Annotated in this window: 15 protein-coding genes and 2 pseudogenes; 6 read left to right on the top strand and 11 right to left on the bottom strand. The window is 69.3% G+C overall.

Annotated features, from left to right (window positions below; genetic code table 11):
* Complete coding sequence (locus AB0D04_RS09190; RefSeq protein ID WP_362701014.1) at positions 1–1,953, bottom strand: AMP-dependent synthetase/ligase; 1,953 nt, start codon at positions 1,951–1,953, stop codon at positions 1–3.
* A 340-nt stretch (positions 1,954–2,293) separates the two neighbouring features.
* Between AB0D04_RS09190 and AB0D04_RS09185 the strand changes: the two genes are divergently transcribed.
* Together AB0D04_RS09185 and AB0D04_RS09180 are read left to right on the top strand one after the other, a co-directional pair.
* Positions 2,294–3,709: a 3-oxoacyl-ACP reductase gene (locus AB0D04_RS09185; protein ID WP_362701012.1), complete on the top strand. Its 1,416-nt coding sequence runs from the start codon at positions 2,294–2,296 to the stop codon at positions 3,707–3,709.
* Complete coding sequence (locus AB0D04_RS09180) at positions 3,709–4,626, top strand: MaoC/PaaZ C-terminal domain-containing protein (protein ID WP_362701010.1); 918 nt, start codon at positions 3,709–3,711, stop codon at positions 4,624–4,626. Before AB0D04_RS09185 ends, AB0D04_RS09180 begins: the two co-directional genes overlap by 1 nt.
* A 1-nt stretch (position 4,627) precedes the next feature.
* Here AB0D04_RS09180 and AB0D04_RS09175 read toward each other — a convergent pair whose 3' ends face one another.
* Positions 4,628–5,479 (bottom strand): TetR/AcrR family transcriptional regulator, encoded by an 852-nt coding sequence (locus tag AB0D04_RS09175; protein WP_362701008.1) that lies wholly within the window; start codon positions 5,477–5,479, stop codon positions 4,628–4,630.
* Between the two features lie 300 nt (positions 5,480–5,779).
* Between AB0D04_RS09175 and AB0D04_RS09170 the strand changes: the two genes are divergently transcribed.
* On the top strand, positions 5,780–7,246 hold the full coding sequence (locus tag AB0D04_RS09170) for a serine hydrolase domain-containing protein (protein WP_362701005.1): 1,467 nt from the start codon (positions 5,780–5,782) through the stop codon (positions 7,244–7,246).
* Between the two features lie 472 nt (positions 7,247–7,718).
* Here AB0D04_RS09170 and AB0D04_RS09165 read toward each other — a convergent pair whose 3' ends face one another.
* The gene (locus AB0D04_RS09165) at positions 7,719–8,387 is read right to left on the bottom strand and encodes a TetR/AcrR family transcriptional regulator (protein ID WP_362701003.1); all 669 of its coding nucleotides are present in this window, start codon (positions 8,385–8,387) and stop codon (positions 7,719–7,721) included.
* A 177-nt stretch (positions 8,388–8,564) separates the two neighbouring features.
* Here AB0D04_RS09165 and AB0D04_RS09160 point away from each other — a divergent pair, with 177 nt between their 5' ends.
* Positions 8,565–9,494 (top strand): alpha/beta hydrolase, encoded by a 930-nt coding sequence (locus tag AB0D04_RS09160; protein WP_362701001.1) that lies wholly within the window; start codon positions 8,565–8,567, stop codon positions 9,492–9,494.
* A gap of 573 nt (positions 9,495–10,067) precedes the next feature.
* Positions 10,068–10,484: a hypothetical protein gene (locus tag AB0D04_RS09155; protein ID WP_362700999.1), complete on the top strand. Its 417-nt coding sequence runs from the start codon at positions 10,068–10,070 to the stop codon at positions 10,482–10,484.
* Positions 10,485–10,622: 138 nt separating this feature from the next.
* Here AB0D04_RS09155 and AB0D04_RS09150 read toward each other — a convergent pair whose 3' ends face one another.
* The 3 genes and pseudogenes from AB0D04_RS09150 to AB0D04_RS09140 form a co-directional block, all read right to left on the bottom strand.
* Positions 10,623–11,126 (bottom strand): hypothetical protein, encoded by a 504-nt coding sequence (locus AB0D04_RS09150; RefSeq protein ID WP_362700996.1) that lies wholly within the window; start codon positions 11,124–11,126, stop codon positions 10,623–10,625.
* Entirely contained in the window at positions 11,123–11,941 is an 819-nt protein-coding gene (locus tag AB0D04_RS09145) for a polymorphic toxin type 24 domain-containing protein (protein ID WP_362700994.1), read from the bottom strand. The genes AB0D04_RS09150 and AB0D04_RS09145 overlap by 4 nt, the downstream gene beginning before the upstream one ends.
* A 16-nt stretch (positions 11,942–11,957) precedes the next feature.
* A pseudogene (locus tag AB0D04_RS09140) lies at positions 11,958–12,095 on the bottom strand (hypothetical protein); the annotation flags it as partial.
* Positions 12,096–12,646: 551 nt separating this feature from the next.
* On the opposite strand from AB0D04_RS09140, the gene AB0D04_RS09135 reads away from it, so the two are divergent.
* Positions 12,647–13,297: a hypothetical protein gene (locus AB0D04_RS09135; protein ID WP_362700992.1), complete on the top strand. Its 651-nt coding sequence runs from the start codon at positions 12,647–12,649 to the stop codon at positions 13,295–13,297.
* A 121-nt stretch (positions 13,298–13,418) separates the two neighbouring features.
* Here the strand turns inward: AB0D04_RS09135 and AB0D04_RS09130 are convergent, their stop codons facing one another.
* From AB0D04_RS09130 to AB0D04_RS09110, 5 genes and pseudogenes are all read right to left on the bottom strand, one after another.
* On the bottom strand, positions 13,419–13,622 hold the full coding sequence (locus AB0D04_RS09130; protein WP_362700990.1) for a hypothetical protein: 204 nt from the start codon (positions 13,620–13,622) through the stop codon (positions 13,419–13,421).
* A gap of 187 nt (positions 13,623–13,809) precedes the next feature.
* A pseudogene (locus AB0D04_RS09125) lies at positions 13,810–13,965 on the bottom strand (aminoglycoside phosphotransferase family protein); the annotation flags it as partial.
* Between the two features lie 305 nt (positions 13,966–14,270).
* A complete protein-coding gene (locus tag AB0D04_RS09120) occupies positions 14,271–15,623 on the bottom strand; it encodes a dicarboxylate/amino acid:cation symporter (protein WP_362700987.1) in 1,353 nt (450 codons plus the stop codon).
* 386 nt (positions 15,624–16,009) lie between these two features.
* Entirely contained in the window at positions 16,010–16,297 is a 288-nt protein-coding gene (locus AB0D04_RS09115; protein ID WP_362700984.1) for a DUF4229 domain-containing protein, read from the bottom strand.
* Positions 16,298–16,398: 101 nt separating this feature from the next.
* Positions 16,399–16,923, bottom strand: a complete 525-nt coding sequence (locus tag AB0D04_RS09110) for a GNAT family N-acetyltransferase (RefSeq protein ID WP_362700982.1) — start codon at positions 16,921–16,923, stop codon at positions 16,399–16,401.
* Positions 16,924–16,928: the final 5 nt, after the last annotated feature.

The following is a 16,928-nucleotide window of genomic DNA, read 5'->3' as shown; positions in this document are numbered from 1 at the left end:
TCAGTTCTTCTCGTACAGCGCCTCGATCTCCTTGGTGAAGTCGCGGGCGACGGCGCCGCGCCGGAGTTTCAGGGACGGGGTGAGGTGGCCGGTGTGCTCCGTGAACTCGACGGGGAGGACGGCGAAGCGGCGGATGGACTCGGGGCGGGAGACCAGGCTGTTGGCGTCGTCGACGGCGTGCTGGAGGTCGGCCAGGAGGCGGTCGTCGTGGACGAGTTCGGGGAGCGGCACGTTCTGTTTCTTGGTCATCTGGCGCCAGTGGGAGAGGCCGTCGGGGTCGAGGGTGATCAGGGCGGTGATGTACGGGCGGTTGTCGCCGAGGACCATGCACTGGCCGACGAGGGCGTGGGAGCGGAGGCGGTCCTCCAGGGGCGCGGGGGCGACGTTCTTGCCGCCCGTCGTGACGAGGATTTCCTTCTTGCGGCCGGTGATCGTGAGATAGCCGTCGGAGTCCAGGGCGCCGAGGTCCCCGGTGGGCAGCCAGCCGTCCTGGTCGGTCATCGGGGTGACGACCCCGCGTGCCGCGTCCCAGTAGCCGGCGAAGACATGGCCACCGCGCAGCAGGATCTCGCTGTCGTCGGCGATGCGGACGGCGCTGCCGGGGAGCGGCCAGCCGACGGTGCCGATACGGGGTCGCAGGGGCGGGGTGACGGTGGAGGCGGCGGTGGTCTCCGTCAGGCCGTAGCCCTCGAAGATCTCGATGCCGGCGCCGGAGTAGAAGGCGGCGAGGCGGTGGCCCAGAGGGGAGCCACCGCAGATGGCATAGCGGACCTTGCCCCCCAGGGCGGCGCGGATACGGCGGTAGACGAGGGGGTCGTAGAGCTTGCGGGCGGCCTTGAGGGCGAGTCCGGGGCCTGGGCCGGTGCCGTGTTCCTGGGCCTCGACGGCCTCTCCGTAGGAGCGGGCTATGCGGGCGGCGCGGTCGAAGGACGAGCCGCGGCCCATCTTCTCGGCGGTGGCGCGGCCGGTGTTGAAGACCTTCCCCAGGACGTAGGGGATGGCCAGGAGGAAGGTGGGCCGGAAGGTGGCGAGGTCGGCCAGCAGGTCGTCGGTCTGGATGCTGGGGGCGTGGCCGAGGCGGACGCGGGCGCGGAGGCAGCCGATGGCGACCATGCGGCCGAAGACGTGGGAGAGGGGGAGGAAGAGGAGGGTGGCGGCGGGTTCCGCGCTGACGGACGTGAAGACCGGGTGGAGGAGCTCGATGGAGTTGTCGACCTCGGCGAAGAAGTTGGCGTGGGTGAGGACGCAGCCTTTGGGACGGCCGGTGGTGCCGGAGGTGTAGATGAGGGTGGCGGGAGAGGCCGGGCCGGCGGTGGCGCGGCGCTCGTCGACCGCCTCGTCCGGGAGGTCGCGGCCGGCGGAGACGAGCTGGGAGACGGCGCCCGTGTTGAACTGCCAGAGGTGGTCGAGGGCGGGGAGTTCGGTGCGGATGCCGCTGATCAGGCGGGTTTCGTCGACGTTCTCGACGACGCAGGCGCGGGCGCCGGAGTCGTGCAGGATCCACTGGGCCTGGTGGGCGGAGGAGGTCGGGTAGATGGGGACGGTGACCAGGCCCGCGGCCCAGGCGGCAAAGTCGATCAAGGTCCATTCGTAGGTCGTACGGGCCATGATCGCGAGCCGGTCGCCGGGACGGAGGCCATGGGCGATCAGCCCCTTGGCGACCGCGCGTACCTCGGTGGCGAATTCCGCGGCGGTGATGTCGCGCCAGGCGCCGCTGGGTTGCTTACGGGCCAGGACGACGTCGGCGGGGGCTTCGGCGGCGTTTGCGAAGGGGAGGTCGCCGAGGGAACCGGTGGCGACGGGTGGGGCGAAGGCGGGGACGGAGGCCTCGCGGACGGTGCCGTTGAGGACGGTCTTCCGGGGCTCTACGAGGGTGGGGGCCGGGGCATTGGGGGCGGTTGCCGTTCCGGCGGTGACTGCGGTTCCGGGGGCTGCGCTTTCCTGGCTGAACACGTGCGGCTCCTCATTTCTTCCGCGAAATCTGGGAAATGGCGGCGCGTTCTGGCGGTAGGGGGCGCGTGCTGGCTGTGGGGGCGCGCAGAGGTCTAGGCGGGGCGTTCTCGGATGGCGGTGATTCCCTGGCCGCCCGCGGGGATGCGGCCGCTTCCCGCGGGGATGCGGCTGCCATCGGTCACCGCAACATGGCGTATCCGCCGGCCAGTTGGGGTGCCTACCGCCGGTCCCGCGGTCGGTCCTGCCGTCGGTCCGCCGGCAGCGCTCATCCTCGACCAACTCCTGACCCATCAGTAACCTTACTTCGAAGTAAATTTACGCGAGGACCAGGAGTTGGCCAATGCCCGATCGCTACCTTCGTCTCACCAATTCCCGCCCCGGCCACTTCCTCGCCCGTCGTCTCGGCCTGCCGCAGCCCACGCCGCTGCGCCGCTGGAGCCCCGAACGTCCCGGTCTGGACGGGCCCGTTCTGCACCTGACCGCCGGGAAGCCGCGCGATGGCGCGGGCGCCGTTCTCGCGCGCACGGGTCTCGCCGTGCATACGGCCTTTGCGGCCGGCGCCCGCTACGCCGCCGCCGTCCTGGACGCCACCGGGGTCGCCGACCTCGATGGCCTCCGGGAGGTGCACGCCGCGCTGCACCCCGTCGTACGGTCCCGGTCCCTGGACGATCACGCGCGGGTGGTCGTGCTCGGCAGCGAGCCGGATCCGCTCGACCACCATCAGGCGGCGGCTCAGCAGGGCCTGGAGGGGTTTGTCCGGTCCCTGGGGAAGGAGCTGGGGAAGGCCCGTACGGCCCAACTGCTGCGGCTGGCAGCGGAGTCGGGCGTTGCGGCGGAGGCTGCCGATGTGGCGGAGACGAGCGATGCGGCGGAGGCGCACGGTGTGGCCGATGCCGCCGATGCCGCCGATGCGGCCGAATCCACGCTGCGGTTTCTGCTCTCGCCCCGTTCGGCCTTCGTCAGCGGGCAGGTCATCGAGATCGGTGTCTCCCGGGCGGTTGCCCCCGGTGACTGGGCGCGCCCCCTGGCCGGCCGTACGGCCCTGGTGACCGGCGCCGCGCGGGGCATCGGTGCGGCGGTCGCCGAGACGCTCGCCCGTGACGGCGCGCAGGTCGTCTGCCTCGACGTACCGCAGGTGGAGGCCGATCTCACCGCCGTCGCCGACCGGCTCGGTGGCACCGCGCTCCCCTTGGACATCACCGCCCCCGACGCGGGCGCCCGTATGGCCGCCGCACTCCCCTCCCCCGGCCTCGACGTCCTCGTCCACAACGCGGGCATCACCCGCGACCGGCGGCTCGCCAACATGCCGGAGGAGCGCTGGAGCTCCGTCCTGGAGGTGAACCTCGGCGCGGTGCTCCGCACCACCGATCACCTCCTGGACGCGGGCGCGTTGCGCCGCGGCACCGGCCGCATCATCAGCACCGCCTCCATCGCCGGTATCGCAGGCAACGCCGGCCAGACCAACTACGCGGCCGCCAAGGCGGGCGTCATCGGCCTGGTCCGCTCGCTGGCGCCGCGCGCCGCCGCCGAGCACGGGGTCACCGTCAACGCGGTCGCGCCCGGTTTCATCGAGACCCGGATGACCGCCGCCGTACCGCTGCTGATCCGCGAGGCGGGCCGCCGGATGAGCTCGCTCGGACAGGGCGGCGCGCCCGTCGACGTCGCCGAGACCATCGCCTGGCTGGCGAGCCCCGCCTCCTCCGGCGTCAACGGCCAGATAGTCCGCGTCTGCGGGCAGAGCCTGTTGGGGGCCTGATGAGCGACGCGACCTGGAGTCCTCTGCGTGGCACAACGGTGGTGCTGCGCCGTCGGCCCCGTCTGCTGCCGGCCCTCGGCAAGGGCGTACTGACCGGCATCGGCAAACGTCCGCACCCGGACGCCGCGCCGCCGCCCACCCGCCTGGTCCTGCCCGCCGCCCGGATCGACGCGGCCCAGGTCGCGGCGTACGCCCAGGTCTGCGGCTTCCCCACCACCGGGCCGCTCCCCCTCACCTATCCGCACATCCTCGGCTTCCCGCTCGCCGCTCGCCTGATGGGCGCCCGCGCGTTCCCGCTGCCGCTGCTGGGGCTGGTGCACACCACCCTCGAGATCGAGCAGTACGCGGCGCTGGAAGCCGATGACCTGCTCGAACTTGCCGTGTACGCCGAGGGGTTGCGGGCGCACCGGCGCGGCACGGAGGTCGTGATGACGACGGAAGTGTGGCGGGCGGGGCGGCTGGTGTGGGTGGACCGCAGCGGCTATCTGGCGCGGCATGGGGCGGCGGACGGGCTATCAGGCCCTGTCGAGCCGGGGCCCGCCCCCGGTGAGGCGGCCGCCGAGCCCCTCCCCATACGGGCCGAATGGCCGCTCGCCGCCGACCTGGGCCGTCGCCACGCCGCCGTCTCCGGCGACTACAACCCCATCCACCTCCACCCGCTGACCGCCCGCCCGCTCGGCTTCCGCCGGGCGATCGCCCACGGCATGTGGAGCGCGGCCCGCTGCGCCGCGGAGGCCGTCCCGGCCGGGGCCGCGTCCGTACGCCTTATGGCCGCATTCCGCGCGCCGGTGCTGCTGCCCGGCACCGTGGCGTACGCGCAGGAGGACGCGCGCGACGGCACGGGCTGCGCCTTTCAGCTGCGGGGTGGGGGCGGCGCGGCCGAGCGGGTCCATCTCTTTGGGACGGTGGCCGCCTAGCTCACGCTTGGCCGCCGTCCTGCCGTCCATCCGTCCTGACGTCCTGCCTCCCCGCCGCCCCGCCGTGGATTGATCCCGCCAGGCCGTCGAGGACCCGCTGGAGCCCGTAGTCGAACTTCTCGTCGCGGATCTCGCGCATGTCCTTGCTGCGCAGGGCGGCGTACTGCTCCTGGAGCCGGGGGTGTCCCTGGGCGGCCTCTTCGGCGGCCGGCCAGAGGTGCTGCGTCCACTCCTGCTCGCTCTGGCCACTACGGGAGACCGTCGTCAGCCAGGAGGCCTCGCTGATGGTCATGCCGATGACGTACGCGGTGAGCGTGGACACGGCAAGGTCGGCCTCGCCCGTCGGGAGGCCCGCCTTCTTGAAGATCGCGAGCATGCCCTCGGAGGCCCGCATCACGTTCGGCCCGAGCTGGGACATCCCGACCTCGCCGAGCACCGAGGCCATCCACGGGTGCTTCAGTATCGTCGCGCGCAGGCTTTGGGCGCAGCGGGCGGCGAGGGGGCGCCAGGCCGCCGGATTCCCGGCCTTCGATGCGCCGGCCTCTGATACGTCGGCCCCTGGCACGTCGCCCCCCGGCACGTCGACCTCTGGTACGTCGATCTCGCCGTAGACCTCGTCCACGACCAGCTCGATCAGCTCGTCCTTGTTGGCCACGTGCGAATAGAACGACGTGGCTCCGGCGTTCAGGCGGGTCCCGAGGCGCCGCAGGCTCAGCGCACCGATCCCCTCCTCGTCGAGCAGGCGCACGGCCTCCGCCACGATCTGGTCCCGGCTCAGCGCGGGCTGCTCGCGCTTGCGGCGCTGCGGGCGCGTCCACACCGACGGGATCGGCTGCTTCTTGTCGACCGGCATGCGGCCCCTCTTTTCGGTGTCTTTTGCGACGTGCTGTGCGGCGCATGGGCGTCTCGCCGGCGCTTCCTCGGCGCCTCTTCGGCGCCTCTTCGGCTTGACGATCAGGGTAGCCCCAGCTCGTACGTTGTGCGCCCTTGCGAACAGTGTTCGGAGACCGTACAGTGTTCGACATGAGGCCGAACGGTGTTCGGTGTGACGCACATCGCTCGACCCGAATGAGGCGCCGCGCCTCCCCGGCCGCCCGGCCGGCAACCAACTACCGCACCAGCACCAGCTGTTGACCAACAAGGGGGAGATCACATGTCGCAGAACGGCACAGTGAATGAGGGCACGGACAGCAATGGCGTGCCCAACCAGGTCGCCACGGGATGGGACGTCACTCGCTGGCAGGCCAGGCTGGACGGGCTGCTGGCCACCCACCACGTGCCGGGAGCCGCCCTGGCCGTACTCGCCGGCGGGGAGATCCACGAGCTGGCCAGTGGGGTGCTGCACACGGGGACCGGGGTCGAGGTGACCACGGATTCGGTGTTCCAGATCGGGTCGGTCAGCAAGGGATACACCGCCACGCTCGTGGTACTGCTCGCGGAGGCGGGAAAGCTGGATCTGGACGCGCCGGTCGTGGACGTGCTGCCGGACTTCGCCGTCGCCGACCCGGAGGCCAGCCGGACGATCACCGTCCGACAGCTGCTCAACCACACCAGCGGCATCGAGGGCGACTATGTGAACGACACCGGCCGGGGCGACGACTGCCTCGCCCGCTATGTCCAGGGCGCCAAGAGCGTGGGCCTGACCAATCCGCCCGGCGTCACGATGTCCTACTCCAGCACCGCCTACAACATCCTCGGCCGCATCGTCGAGGTGCTCACCGGCAAAACCTGGGACGAGGCGCTCCAGGAGCTGATCTTCGCCCCGCTCGGGCTCGGGCACACCATGACGCTGCCGGAGGAGGTACTGCGCTTCCGCGCCGCGATGGGACACATGGGCGATCCGGGCGTGGACCCGGTGCCCACGCCGGTGTGGAACATGCTGCCCCGCTCGGCCGGACCGTACGGCGGGATCAGCGCCACCGCCGCCGATGTGGCCCGCTTCGCCCGGCTGTTCATCGACGGCGGTACGGCACCGGACGGCACCCGGGTGATGTCGGCCGAGGCCGTCGAGGCCATGCTCAATCGCGAGGTCGAGATGCCGGACCAGTGGTTTCTGGGCGCCCACTGGGGGCTGGGCTGGGGACTCTTCGAGTGGGACGGCGTACGCGGATTCGGCCACGACGGCAGCACCTTCGGGCAGCTCGCCTATCTGCGTGCCATCCCGGAGAAGGGCATCGCGATCGCGCTGCTGACCAATGGCGGAGGCGCCGCGCCGAAGGTCTTCGAGACGCTCTGCCGCGAGCTGACCGCCGAACTCGCCGGGGTGACCATGCCGGAGTTCGGGCCCGCGGACGAGGAACTGGCCGTCGACACGGCACCGTTCGTCGGCAGCTACCGGCGCGAGGGGTTCTTGATGACCGTCACCGACCGGCCCGCCGACGAGGGCGTGCTCCAGGTGAAGTACGAGGGAACCGACAGCCTGAAGGGCACCTTCGAGCCGCTCTTCTGGAATCTGTTCCCCGTTTCGGACACACCGTCCAAGACGGTGTTCGCCGGACGCCGGAACGCGAAGGACGGCTGGATACCAGTGGTGTTCTACGCCCTTCCGGGAGGCGCCCGGTACGTCCACTTCGGCGTACGGGCCACGGCCAAGGCCAAGGCGGCGGCCGAGGCCGCGTAGCGACGCCGGCGAGTGTGCGTCGTGACCGCCGAGTGAACTCCGTGGCCGTACCGGCCACAGAGTCCGCCGGCCGGCCCACCGGTGCGGCTGCCCCGCGCAGCCGCACCAGAACGGGACGACGGACCGGACGAGGGACCGGACGAGGGCGTGCGGGACCAGGGCGTGCGGGACGAGGCGGACCACAAGGAGGGAGCCCATACGAAGCACAACCGGAAGCGGCCCGCACGGGAAACAGCGCCGACGCAGCCAGACCGCCCAGACCCTACGCCCGGCGCTGGTCGGACACCGTGGGGCACCAGGCCAGGTCCACCGATCGGAACCACCGATCAGCACCACCGGCCAGAGCCGCCTATCAGAGCCATCGATCAGAGCCGCTGATCGAGGCCACCGATCAGGGCGGGCGCCAACTCCGCGGCGCCGGGCGGGCCCTGGGTCTCGGGAATTCGCCCGGCGCCGCCGGCGTCGGCTCTCGTCAGGCGCCCGGTGTCCAGCGCTCGCCGCCCATCATGCGGCCCAGGCCTGCCCAGGCGAAGTTCATCAGCGTGGCCGCGGAGTCCTTTGCCGACGGGCGCTCGCGTTCCACCGAAGTGCCTGCATTCGTACGGGAGTTGGCCCACTCGGCGAGCGACTCGGCCGCGCCGACCAGTGCATGGGCAAGGGCAGCCACCTCGCGGTCGGCCAGTTCCCCGGCGCAGCCCGCCTCCTTGGCGGCCGCTCCGATCAGACCCGTAACGAACTCCACGATCTCGGCCCGCATCGCGGCCACTTCAAGGGCGAACGGCTCACCGTGCGTACGCGCCTGCTGGTGCAGCACCGCCCATCCGTCCGGATATTCGGCGGTGTGCGCGAAGAACCCCTTCAGCCCGCTCCACAGCTGCCGGTCGGCCGACGCCTCGGGCTCGACGGCCGCCGTCACGGACTCCACGAGCGCCGCCGACTCCCGCCGTATGACCGCAGTGAACAGCTCGTCCTTGGAATTCAGATAGAGATAGACCAGCGGCTTTGAAACCCCGGCGGCCTCCGCGATCTCATCCATCGAAGCTGCCCGGTAGCCGCGCCGGGCGAACGTCCGTACCGCCGCGTCCAGCATCTGCTGCTCCCGGACCGCCCGCGGCACCCGCTTGCTCTTCACAGCACTCACGCCGAATATCCCTCCATCCCGCCCCTTTACTGCAAAGTAAGTTTACGATCTTCGCCACCCGCACCTCGCTCCTTGACACGTTCGCGCCATGACGAGACGATACGTCTCGTCATGGGAGTTCGAGCTCGCGCTCACCACGCCCCTCCCCTCCCTCCATCCCCACGAACAGGACCGACCGTGCAGCAGTTCCTCAACTCCTCCACCCCCGGCATCCGCTTGTGGACCGAACAGCGCGGGTCCGCCGACGCGCCCCCGTTGCTTCTGGTCATGGGCGCCCAGGCGACCGGCGTCGGCTGGCCGGAGCCGCTGGTGGACGCGCTCGCCGAGCACCACCGGGTGATCCGCTACGACCACCGCGACACCGGCCGCTCCAGCTGGCCGTTCGAGGAGCGGCCGTATCACATCGCCGACCTCGCCGCGGACGTGGTCGCCGTCCTCGACGGGCTCGGCATCGAGCGGGCGCACCTCGTCGGCCTGTCTCTCGGCGGCATGCTGTCCCAGATGGTGCTCGCCGACCACCCCGACCGGTTGATCAGCGCCACCCTCATGGGCACCAGCGCCCTCAGCGCCACCCCCTACACCCTCCCCGACGGCACGACGGTCCCGGTCGACGAGCTGCCCGGCATCGCGCCCGAGGTCCTGGAGATGTGGGCCCGCCCCGTCGAGGACCATGGGCTGGAAGCGGAAGTGGAACGCCGTATCGCACAGTGGCGGGTACTCGCCGGTGACCACCTTCCCTTCGACGCCGACTACTTCCGCGCCTTCGAGCACCGCGTCATCGAGCACACCGGCCACTACCGCGTCGGCACCGCGCATGGCCGCGCCCATCACGACGGCATGCTCCGTACCGACGCACTCGCCAAGAACCGGGTCCCCACCCTCGTCATCGCCGCCCCCGCCGAACCCGTCTTCCCGCCCCCGCACCCGCAGCACCTCGCCCAGGCCGTCGGCAACGCCCACCTCGTCGAGATCCCGGGCATGGGCCACGCCCTCCCTGCGGCCGTCCACGCCCCGCTGGCCGCCGCGATCCTGGCGCATACGGGCGCGGCGCAGACGAATACGGCGGAGACGGGTACGGCGCAGACGGGTTCGGGCGCGACGGTCTGAGCCCACGGCGTCGCGGGGCCCGGAGGCACCCTCCCGACACCCCCGGCACCACAGCCGTCCCCACCTCCTGACCCGAAGGCCCGACGGCGCGGCCGGGCCCGCAGGAACGCCACCCGGATCACACGGCCCAGGGGCTCCCGCCACAGGCAGATCCCCGCCACACGTCGACTACAGCGGTGGCGCCCCAGGACATACGACGGCGCCCCCGCAGCCATCCGTACTGGACGTGATGGCTACGGGGGCGCCGTCCCGTGCGCTACGGGCCTCAGCTCGCGGCGGCCCCGGCGGGCACCGGCGCCGGCTCGGCCTCGGCCCGACGGCTCGACCGCCGCCTCGGGCACCGTCTCGGCCGACGTCTCGGGCACCGTCTCGGCCGACGTCTCGGGCACCGTCTCGGCCGACCTCTCGGGCACCGTCTCCGTCTCGCCGATGCGGATGCTGGTCGCGGTGGCGAAGGCCTCGCAGTCTAGGACGGACCTTCCGCCGCACGTTCTGCCATTCGGCCGAGGTGGGCGCCAATGGTGAGAGGGGCTGCGGCAAGGTCACCGTCGCTACGACTGGATCGAAGCCCGCGTGAACGAGGTGGTGGAGGCAGCTTTGCAGCTTCGCAGGCCCCAGCCCCAGGCCGCGCCCACCGAGGACCTTTCGGAAGAGATCAAGGTCTTGGAGGAGCGCATCCGTGGACTGCGTGCCCGGTGGAAGAAGGGCGAGATGGAGGACGAGGACTACTTTGACTCGCTGTCTCACCTCCGCAGCGAGCTGCAAATGCTGCGTACACGGGAAGCGGCATCCGTCGTCAAGGAGGCGCGCACCGAGACCGACGCGCTGGCGGTGTGGAGGGACGAGGACATGCAGAACCTCGAACGCCGCAGGGCCATCGTTGCGAGCGTGATCCAAGAATGCGAGGTCTTCAGTGTCGGCAGGGGGCGCAAGAAGCCCCCCGAGCCGGACTCGATCAAGGTTTGGCCAGTGGCCGCCGAGCGGGATTAGGGCACGCCGCCCACTCCCCGGCATGCCGACGCCCCGTCACTATGGCGGTGACGGGGCGTCCATCTGCGCCCATGCGGGATAAGGCGTCAGGTCACTCTCGGTGCAGCCCCCGAGCGAACGCGATGATCACGTCTCTGCCTAGCCGAAGGCCGAGATGGCCGGGGATGTCCAGAAGGTCACAGTCGGCCCGTAGGAGCCGTCCTCCTCGTCGCTCACCTCGACCGCGATCTCCCGGTCGGGGTAGCGCGCGGACAGAACTCCCTGCCAGCACTCCCCCAGAGCCAGCGCGAGTTGGGGCAGTTCCTCCCCGAGTTGATCGTCCTCCGTCAAGGGAGTGTTGCTGAAAACGGCCCACAACTCGACGTGGTTGACGACGAGTTCGATACGCCGCCGATCGTCCTGCAGGTTCGTGAACCAGTCGTCGACAGTGCCCTGACTGAAGTTTTCCTTGAGGAACACGCAGCCGCGGTACTCGACCGTCCCGGGGCAGAACAGCCACGCTGCGGCCAGGACGAAACGCAGGCCACCCTCGAAGTCAAGGTAGTTGTCCGGTGAGAGGTCCTCGTCCTTCCAGTCAGTGCGCCATTGCCTGAAGAACACCGGCAGCTCACGCTCGGACCACACCGGTTTACTGCTGCTCACGGGATCTCCCAAGGGAATGCGGCACGCGCCTTCCTTGATGGGCGCACGAAGATTTCACCAGTCTTCGGATGGGGATTATGCATATATTCTACGACATGCGCCGTTTCCACCCCGCCATGCGAATCACCCTCCAAGTTTACACGCTTCAAAGGCCGCCCTTCGGAATCGTAAGTTGTATAGTTGCTTACTTTTCCGGACTCCGGATTGGCCTTATAGAGGGTTCCGTTTTCGGACCGTCCTCCACTGGCAGATTGTTCGCTGCGCGACCACCGGTGCCCTTTTGTACTGCTGACGGTTATTAATGAGCTCGGACGCTTGCCGCTGTTCGGAGCCGCCGACGCCACGCCCTTCGCTGTTCCTCTGTAGAGGTTCGACCGCGGAGTCGCTTGTGGCGTGCCGGGCAAGGTCCGTGGCGCCGGCACCTGCCATGCCGACGCCCGTGGCAATCCCGGCAGCGGAGACAGCGTTGAGCGGTACTCCAGCGACAGCACCGAGGCCTGTGGCGTCCAGGGCAACGCCGAGCCCTTCACCGCCGGCGCTGACCCCGGCAGGGCTATGCCGCCGAGCAATGCCACACTGTCGCCCGGATGCTGGATCATGGCGTTTCCGAAGGAGGCAAGGTCGGTGAGAACGGTCATACCTCCGTCCACCGGCCCTTCACCCACATCGCTGAAGAAGTCGCCGACCTCGGGCCAGAATCCCGGGCGCTCCGGGGCGGATTCTGTGGCTTTCTTCACCAGCGTGACCGCGGTGTGCCCCGCGCTTTCCACATTGCCCATGGAAACGATCACGGAAGGCGTCGCCGGCTTTGCCACGCCAGCCATCCTCGGTGTCGATTTTCGCCAGCCCTTTGCCGGCCTCTATGAGTACATCACCGTAGGCGAGCAGAGACTGTGCAGTCGTGGTCAGAGCATCCGGTGCGTCAGGGACAAGCTCGCGGGGATTCGACGTCTCACCAAGGTGGGCCATCAGGACGCCCCCGGGTCTGTTCCGGATGAGGACTGAAGAATGCCCTTGGCTGAGATGGGGATGTGTTGCTCAGCCCTTTCATCGCTCTTGACGCAGTGGTTCAGCCGGTCGGAGACCTCTGCTCCGTCAGAGGCCAGGTGTGAGACGCCGATGTTCCACCGATCACAGAAATCGACGACTGCTGCGGCCAGTTCGCCGTGTCCGAAGGCGTCCGACCTCAGCTCCGCGGTCCTGTCCTGGATTGTGGCGCGCCCCGACGGCATTCAGACGGACCGGCCCGCCTCCCAACGCGTCGGCATGCGCGACGTCAAAGCGATCCGGGCGGCCGCCGAGATATTCATGCAGCTCGACTTCAAGTTCGGCGGTGGCCACGGCCACAGGGCTCTACGCCACTACTTCCGCCACGAGGTCCTGCCACTGCTCAGCGCCGGCTACAGCGAACGCGTCGGCACGGCACTGTTCGGCGCCGCTTCCGAAAACTCGCAGTTGCCCGGATGGACCCCGTACGACTCCGGGAACCACGGTCTCTCGCACCGCTACCTGACATCGACGTGGCGCCGTCCCAGGTCATCGACGACCGCGTGTTCGGCGCCCGCATTCTCGGCAACCTCAGCCATCAGGCGAACTGTCTCGGCAACCACGCCCAGGCGATCCAATTCGCCCGCGCCGCCGTCGAGGGCGCCAAGGGCCGAGCCACCCCACGCGCAATGGCGAACTACTCCGCGATGGAGGCTCGCGCCTACGCCAACGCGGGCGACTCCATCGGCGCCGGCCGAGCCATGAACGCAGCAGAACGCCACGTCGAACGCGCCGACACAGGCGAAGACCCGGAGTGGCTCGGCTACTTCAACTCCGCAGAACTCAAGGGTGAACTCTGCCACTGCTTCCGCGACCTGAAGATGCGCCGCGAGTCGATCGAGGCCGCACAACGAGCGGTCGACGAAACCGACCCGGAGTATGCCCGCACCCTGGGGTTCTGCCGGATGGTTCTCGCTCAAAGCCAGTTGCTCAACGGCGAGCTGGAAGGCGCCGTGCAGACCGCAAGCCTCGCTGTCGACGGCAGGGACACGCTCCAGCCGTCCCGCTTCCAGCGCTACGTCACCGACTTCCAGAAGGAGGTCAGCATCCACGCGGCGAACCCCTCCGGTGCTGCTTTCCATGACCAGGTGCGCGATGCCCTGGGCCGCCTGGACGACGAGTAGCAGCGAGTAGCAGCCAGTAAGGCGTGTCCGACGGTCGTGTGACGGCATACGTCTTTCACGGCACGGTCACACTCGCCGCGATGCGGCTCTGGCTTCGCCTGTGACCTGCCCGTCTCCCAGCTCACGCATCGTAATTCTCGTCGAACGTATCCCGACGATCTTGCTCCTCCTGCTGCTCCCGGAGCCTTCTTTCCCAGTCCTGCTGTCCGCGCTGCGATGCCTCGTCCTGTGCGCCCTGCTTGGCCTTCTCTGCCTTGTCCTTGGCCTTCTCTGCCTTGTCCTTGGCCTGCTGCGCCTTTTCGTTGAACTGGTCCTTGGCGCCCATGACTGGTCCTCCTAGACAGGTGACACTGATCTCAGACTGGCGCAGACCGCCTCAGCTCGCATCCGGGCTCCGGCATAGCGCGTCCCCTCCCTCAACGCGGCGCGCCAGAATGGCCCCTCCCCAACAGTCACGGGCTTTCCCACGCCGTCCCTGCTCGTCTTTTGATCAGCCGGACACGCCTTAGCAGCTACCGGGGGCGCCAGTCCCGAGGACCGTCATCATTCCGAAGGCCCGCGATGCGCCGCCGGTACTCGGCCGCGGTCGCTTCGTCCTCCTGCACGTTCCGCATGAGCCACGTCGTCATGCCGAACTCCTGGAGCCCGCGCAGCGTCTCGTACCCGTGCCGGTCTGCCGGGGTGGAAGCCCCAGAGCAGCATGTTGGGCTGGTCTTGCCCCCATTTTCATGCTCCCGCCCCACCGATCAAAGTCTCCCCAAAGCCTCTCTGGCGGTCCGCCGGCTCAGGTGACAAGCCGAAAGGCCCCTCGCATATCCACTCAACCTCTGAGTGGATATGCGAGGGGCCTCCTTGCTGCGGCAGAGGCGTTCTAGGAGCCTGCGGCACCGCCCACTGACGACGCTCCGGCAGGCCGACCGAACTCAGTACGGCGGCTGCCTCAGCCGCATCGGCATCGCAGGACGAGCTCAAGTCAGGCAGCAGCCGGCGCCGGGATCTTCTCGTCCACAGCATCAGCGGCGGCCGAGTCCAGGCTGATGCTCTTGGCGCCGTTGAACGCCTCGCGATCGAGGATTCCCTCACGCGCGGCCACGAGCAATGTGCATACGGATTGTCCAGCAACGTTGGTGGCCGTACGCATCATGTCCAGGATCGGGTCGATGGCCATCAGCAGACCGACGCCCTCCAGGGGGAGGCCCAGGGTGGAGAGGGTCAGCGTCAGCATGACCGTTGCGCCGGTCAGGCCGGCGGTGGCGGCGGAGCCGATGACGGAGACAAAGGCGATCAGGATGTAGTCGCCGATGCTCAGGTGGACGTCGAAGATCTGGGCGATGAAGATCGCGGCGATCGCCGGATAGATCGAGGCGCAGCCGTCCATCTTGGTCGTCGAGCCGAACGGCACCGCGAAGGAGGCATACTCGCGCGGCACACCGAGGCGCTCGGTGACCTTCTGGGTGACCGGCATGGTGCCGACCGAGGAGCGGGAGACGAAGGCCAGCTGGATGGCGGGCCAGGCGCCGCGGAAGAACTGGAGCGGGTTGACCTTGGCGACGGTCGCGAGCAGCAGCGGGTAGACGCCGAACATCACCAGGGCGCAGCCGATGTAGACGTCGACGGTGAAGGTCGCGTACTTGCCGATCAGGTTCCAGCCGTACGTCGCGATGGCGTTGCCGATGAGGCCGACGGTGCCGATCGGGGCGAGGCGGATGACCCACCACAGGGCCTTCTGGAGCAGGTCGAGGACCGAGCGGCTGATGTTCAGGACCGGCTCGGCCTTCTCGCCGAGCTGGAGGGCGGCGATTCCGGCGACGGCCGCCATGAAGACGATCTGCAGGACGTTCAGCTCGGTGAACGGCGTGATGATGTCCGTCGGGACGATGCCTGTCAGGAAGTCGATCCAGGAGCCGGCGTGGTCGGGGGCCTTGCCGTCCTTGGGGGTGAGGCCGGTGCCCGCGCCGGGGTTGGTGAGCAGGCCGATCGCCAGGCCGATCGCGACGGCGATCAGCGAGGTGGCCATGAACCACAGCAGGGTGCGGGTGGCGAGCCGGGCGGCGTTGTTGACCTGCCGCAGGTTGGTGATCGACACGAGGATCGCGAAGAAGACCAGCGGGGCGACGGCCAGCTTCAGCAGCTGGACGAAGAGGTCGCCGACGTGCTGCAGCGTGGACGTGAGCCAGCCGATGTCACCGCTCTTGGCGACCCAGCCGAGCAGCACGCCGAGCGCGAGACCGGCCAGGATCTGGACCCAGAACGGGACCTTGGGTATTCGGGAGGACTTGGGGGCCGCCGAGGCAGGCGTGGCCTGGGCAGACGGGGACGAGGACAACGGACACACTCCGGTAAGGGCGGGGAAGCTTCGGGGACGGCGTGCGGAAAGCGCCAGGAGGTCCGTACGTACTGCCAGGATCTCCGGCCGCTGGATGACGGGGTGGTCAGACGCGGCAACAGGCCGCGGACATACAGCGGCAAAGATCGACGTGCAGGCGCGCCACGAGCGGAACGCTCATGGGGAACGGGGGCGCGGCTGCTGTCTTCATGACCAGAACGTTAACACTTGAACTTTGAGGAACCCAAAGAAAATCTTTGGGAGGGGGAGGTTCCGCGGATCCGCGGCGCAAGCGGCGGAAAGGGAACAAAAAGCGGCAGGCGCCCGGCAGTTGGGGAGTTCCCCACCGCCGGGCGCCTGCCGCTCAGGACGTGGTGTGAGGCGTCTTACACGCCGTCCTCCTGGCTCCGGCTGGCCGCGAGGCGCTCGCGCTGGCGGTCCACCTTGGCCACGATCTGCTCGGACATCGCATCCCGCTGCTTACGCAGCAGCACAAAGCTGAGCGGCGCGGAGATCACGATGGCGAGCAGCAGCAGCCAGACGAAATTGGAGCTGCCGACGCCGAGCGGAATGATCCGGAAGTAGGCCAGCACCCACACCACGGCGAACGAGGCAAGGAAAAGGCCGATGCGAAGAGCGGTGTAGCGGAACGTGGCGAACTGGGGGCTACTCACGGACGGGACCTTCTTCTCAACAGCAACCGAAAGGGTCTGCTGCCAGTGAAGCACAGCGGCCCAGGCGATCTTCCGCAGCCCCGTCGCACCCGGCGCCCCGCTCATCCCAGCTCGAGCCACATCGTGATGTCGTCGCGGACGTCGTCCGCCGCGACCTTTATGGCGCCCGGGACGCGGCCGACCTCCTTGTAGCCGCAGGAAGCGTAGAACCGCTCAATCCCCATGCCGCCTCGGCAGGTGAGGCGGATGCCCTCGATCCCGTCGAGGGAGCGGGCCGCGTCCGCGGCCGCCGCCATCAGGTCGCGGCCGTATCCCCTGCCCTGGTGCCTGGGGTGGACCATCACGGTGTAGAGCCAGACCCAGTGCCGCATCAGGCGGTGGCTGTTGTGGGCGAGGAAGGCCGTCGCGGCGACGGCGCCCTCCTCGTCGTACCCCACAAGGAGCCTGGTGCGCCGCTCACTCATGGCCGTGAGGTGCTTCAGCCACTCGGGCCGGATGTCGTTGGGCGTGACGGGTGGCACGAAACCGACGGCGCCGCCCGCGTTGGTGACATCGGCCCACAGCGCGAGGACGCCGTCCCTGAGCGCCGGACCGCCCTTGGGGTCCAGCTCGCATATGAGCGCCATGCGGC

The sequence above is a fragment of the Streptomyces sp. NPDC048483 genome, from assembly GCF_040651455.1.
Taxonomy (GTDB): Bacteria; Actinomycetota; Actinomycetes; order Streptomycetales; family Streptomycetaceae; genus Streptomyces.
This window is presented reverse-complemented; position numbering and strand designations above follow the sequence as displayed.

What these genes read in the sequence shown, in the direction of transcription:
- AB0D04_RS09130 (WP_362700990.1), bottom strand. Translation starts at nt 13,622, where the DNA reads ATGGGCGCCAAGGACCAGTTCAACGAAAAGGCGCAGCAGGCCAAGGAC.
- AB0D04_RS09180 (WP_362701010.1), top strand. Translation starts at nt 3,709, where the DNA reads ATGAGCGACGCGACCTGGAGTCCTCTGCGTGGCACAACGGTGGTGCTG.
- AB0D04_RS09185 (WP_362701012.1), top strand. Translation starts at nt 2,294, where the DNA reads ATGCCCGATCGCTACCTTCGTCTCACCAATTCCCGCCCCGGCCACTTC.
- AB0D04_RS09110 (WP_362700982.1), bottom strand. Translation starts at nt 16,923, where the DNA reads ATGGCGCTCATATGCGAGCTGGACCCCAAGGGCGGTCCGGCGCTCAGG.
- AB0D04_RS09175 (WP_362701008.1), bottom strand. Translation starts at nt 5,479, where the DNA reads ATGCCGGTCGACAAGAAGCAGCCGATCCCGTCGGTGTGGACGCGCCCG.
- AB0D04_RS09170 (WP_362701005.1), top strand. Translation starts at nt 5,780, where the DNA reads ATGTCGCAGAACGGCACAGTGAATGAGGGCACGGACAGCAATGGCGTG.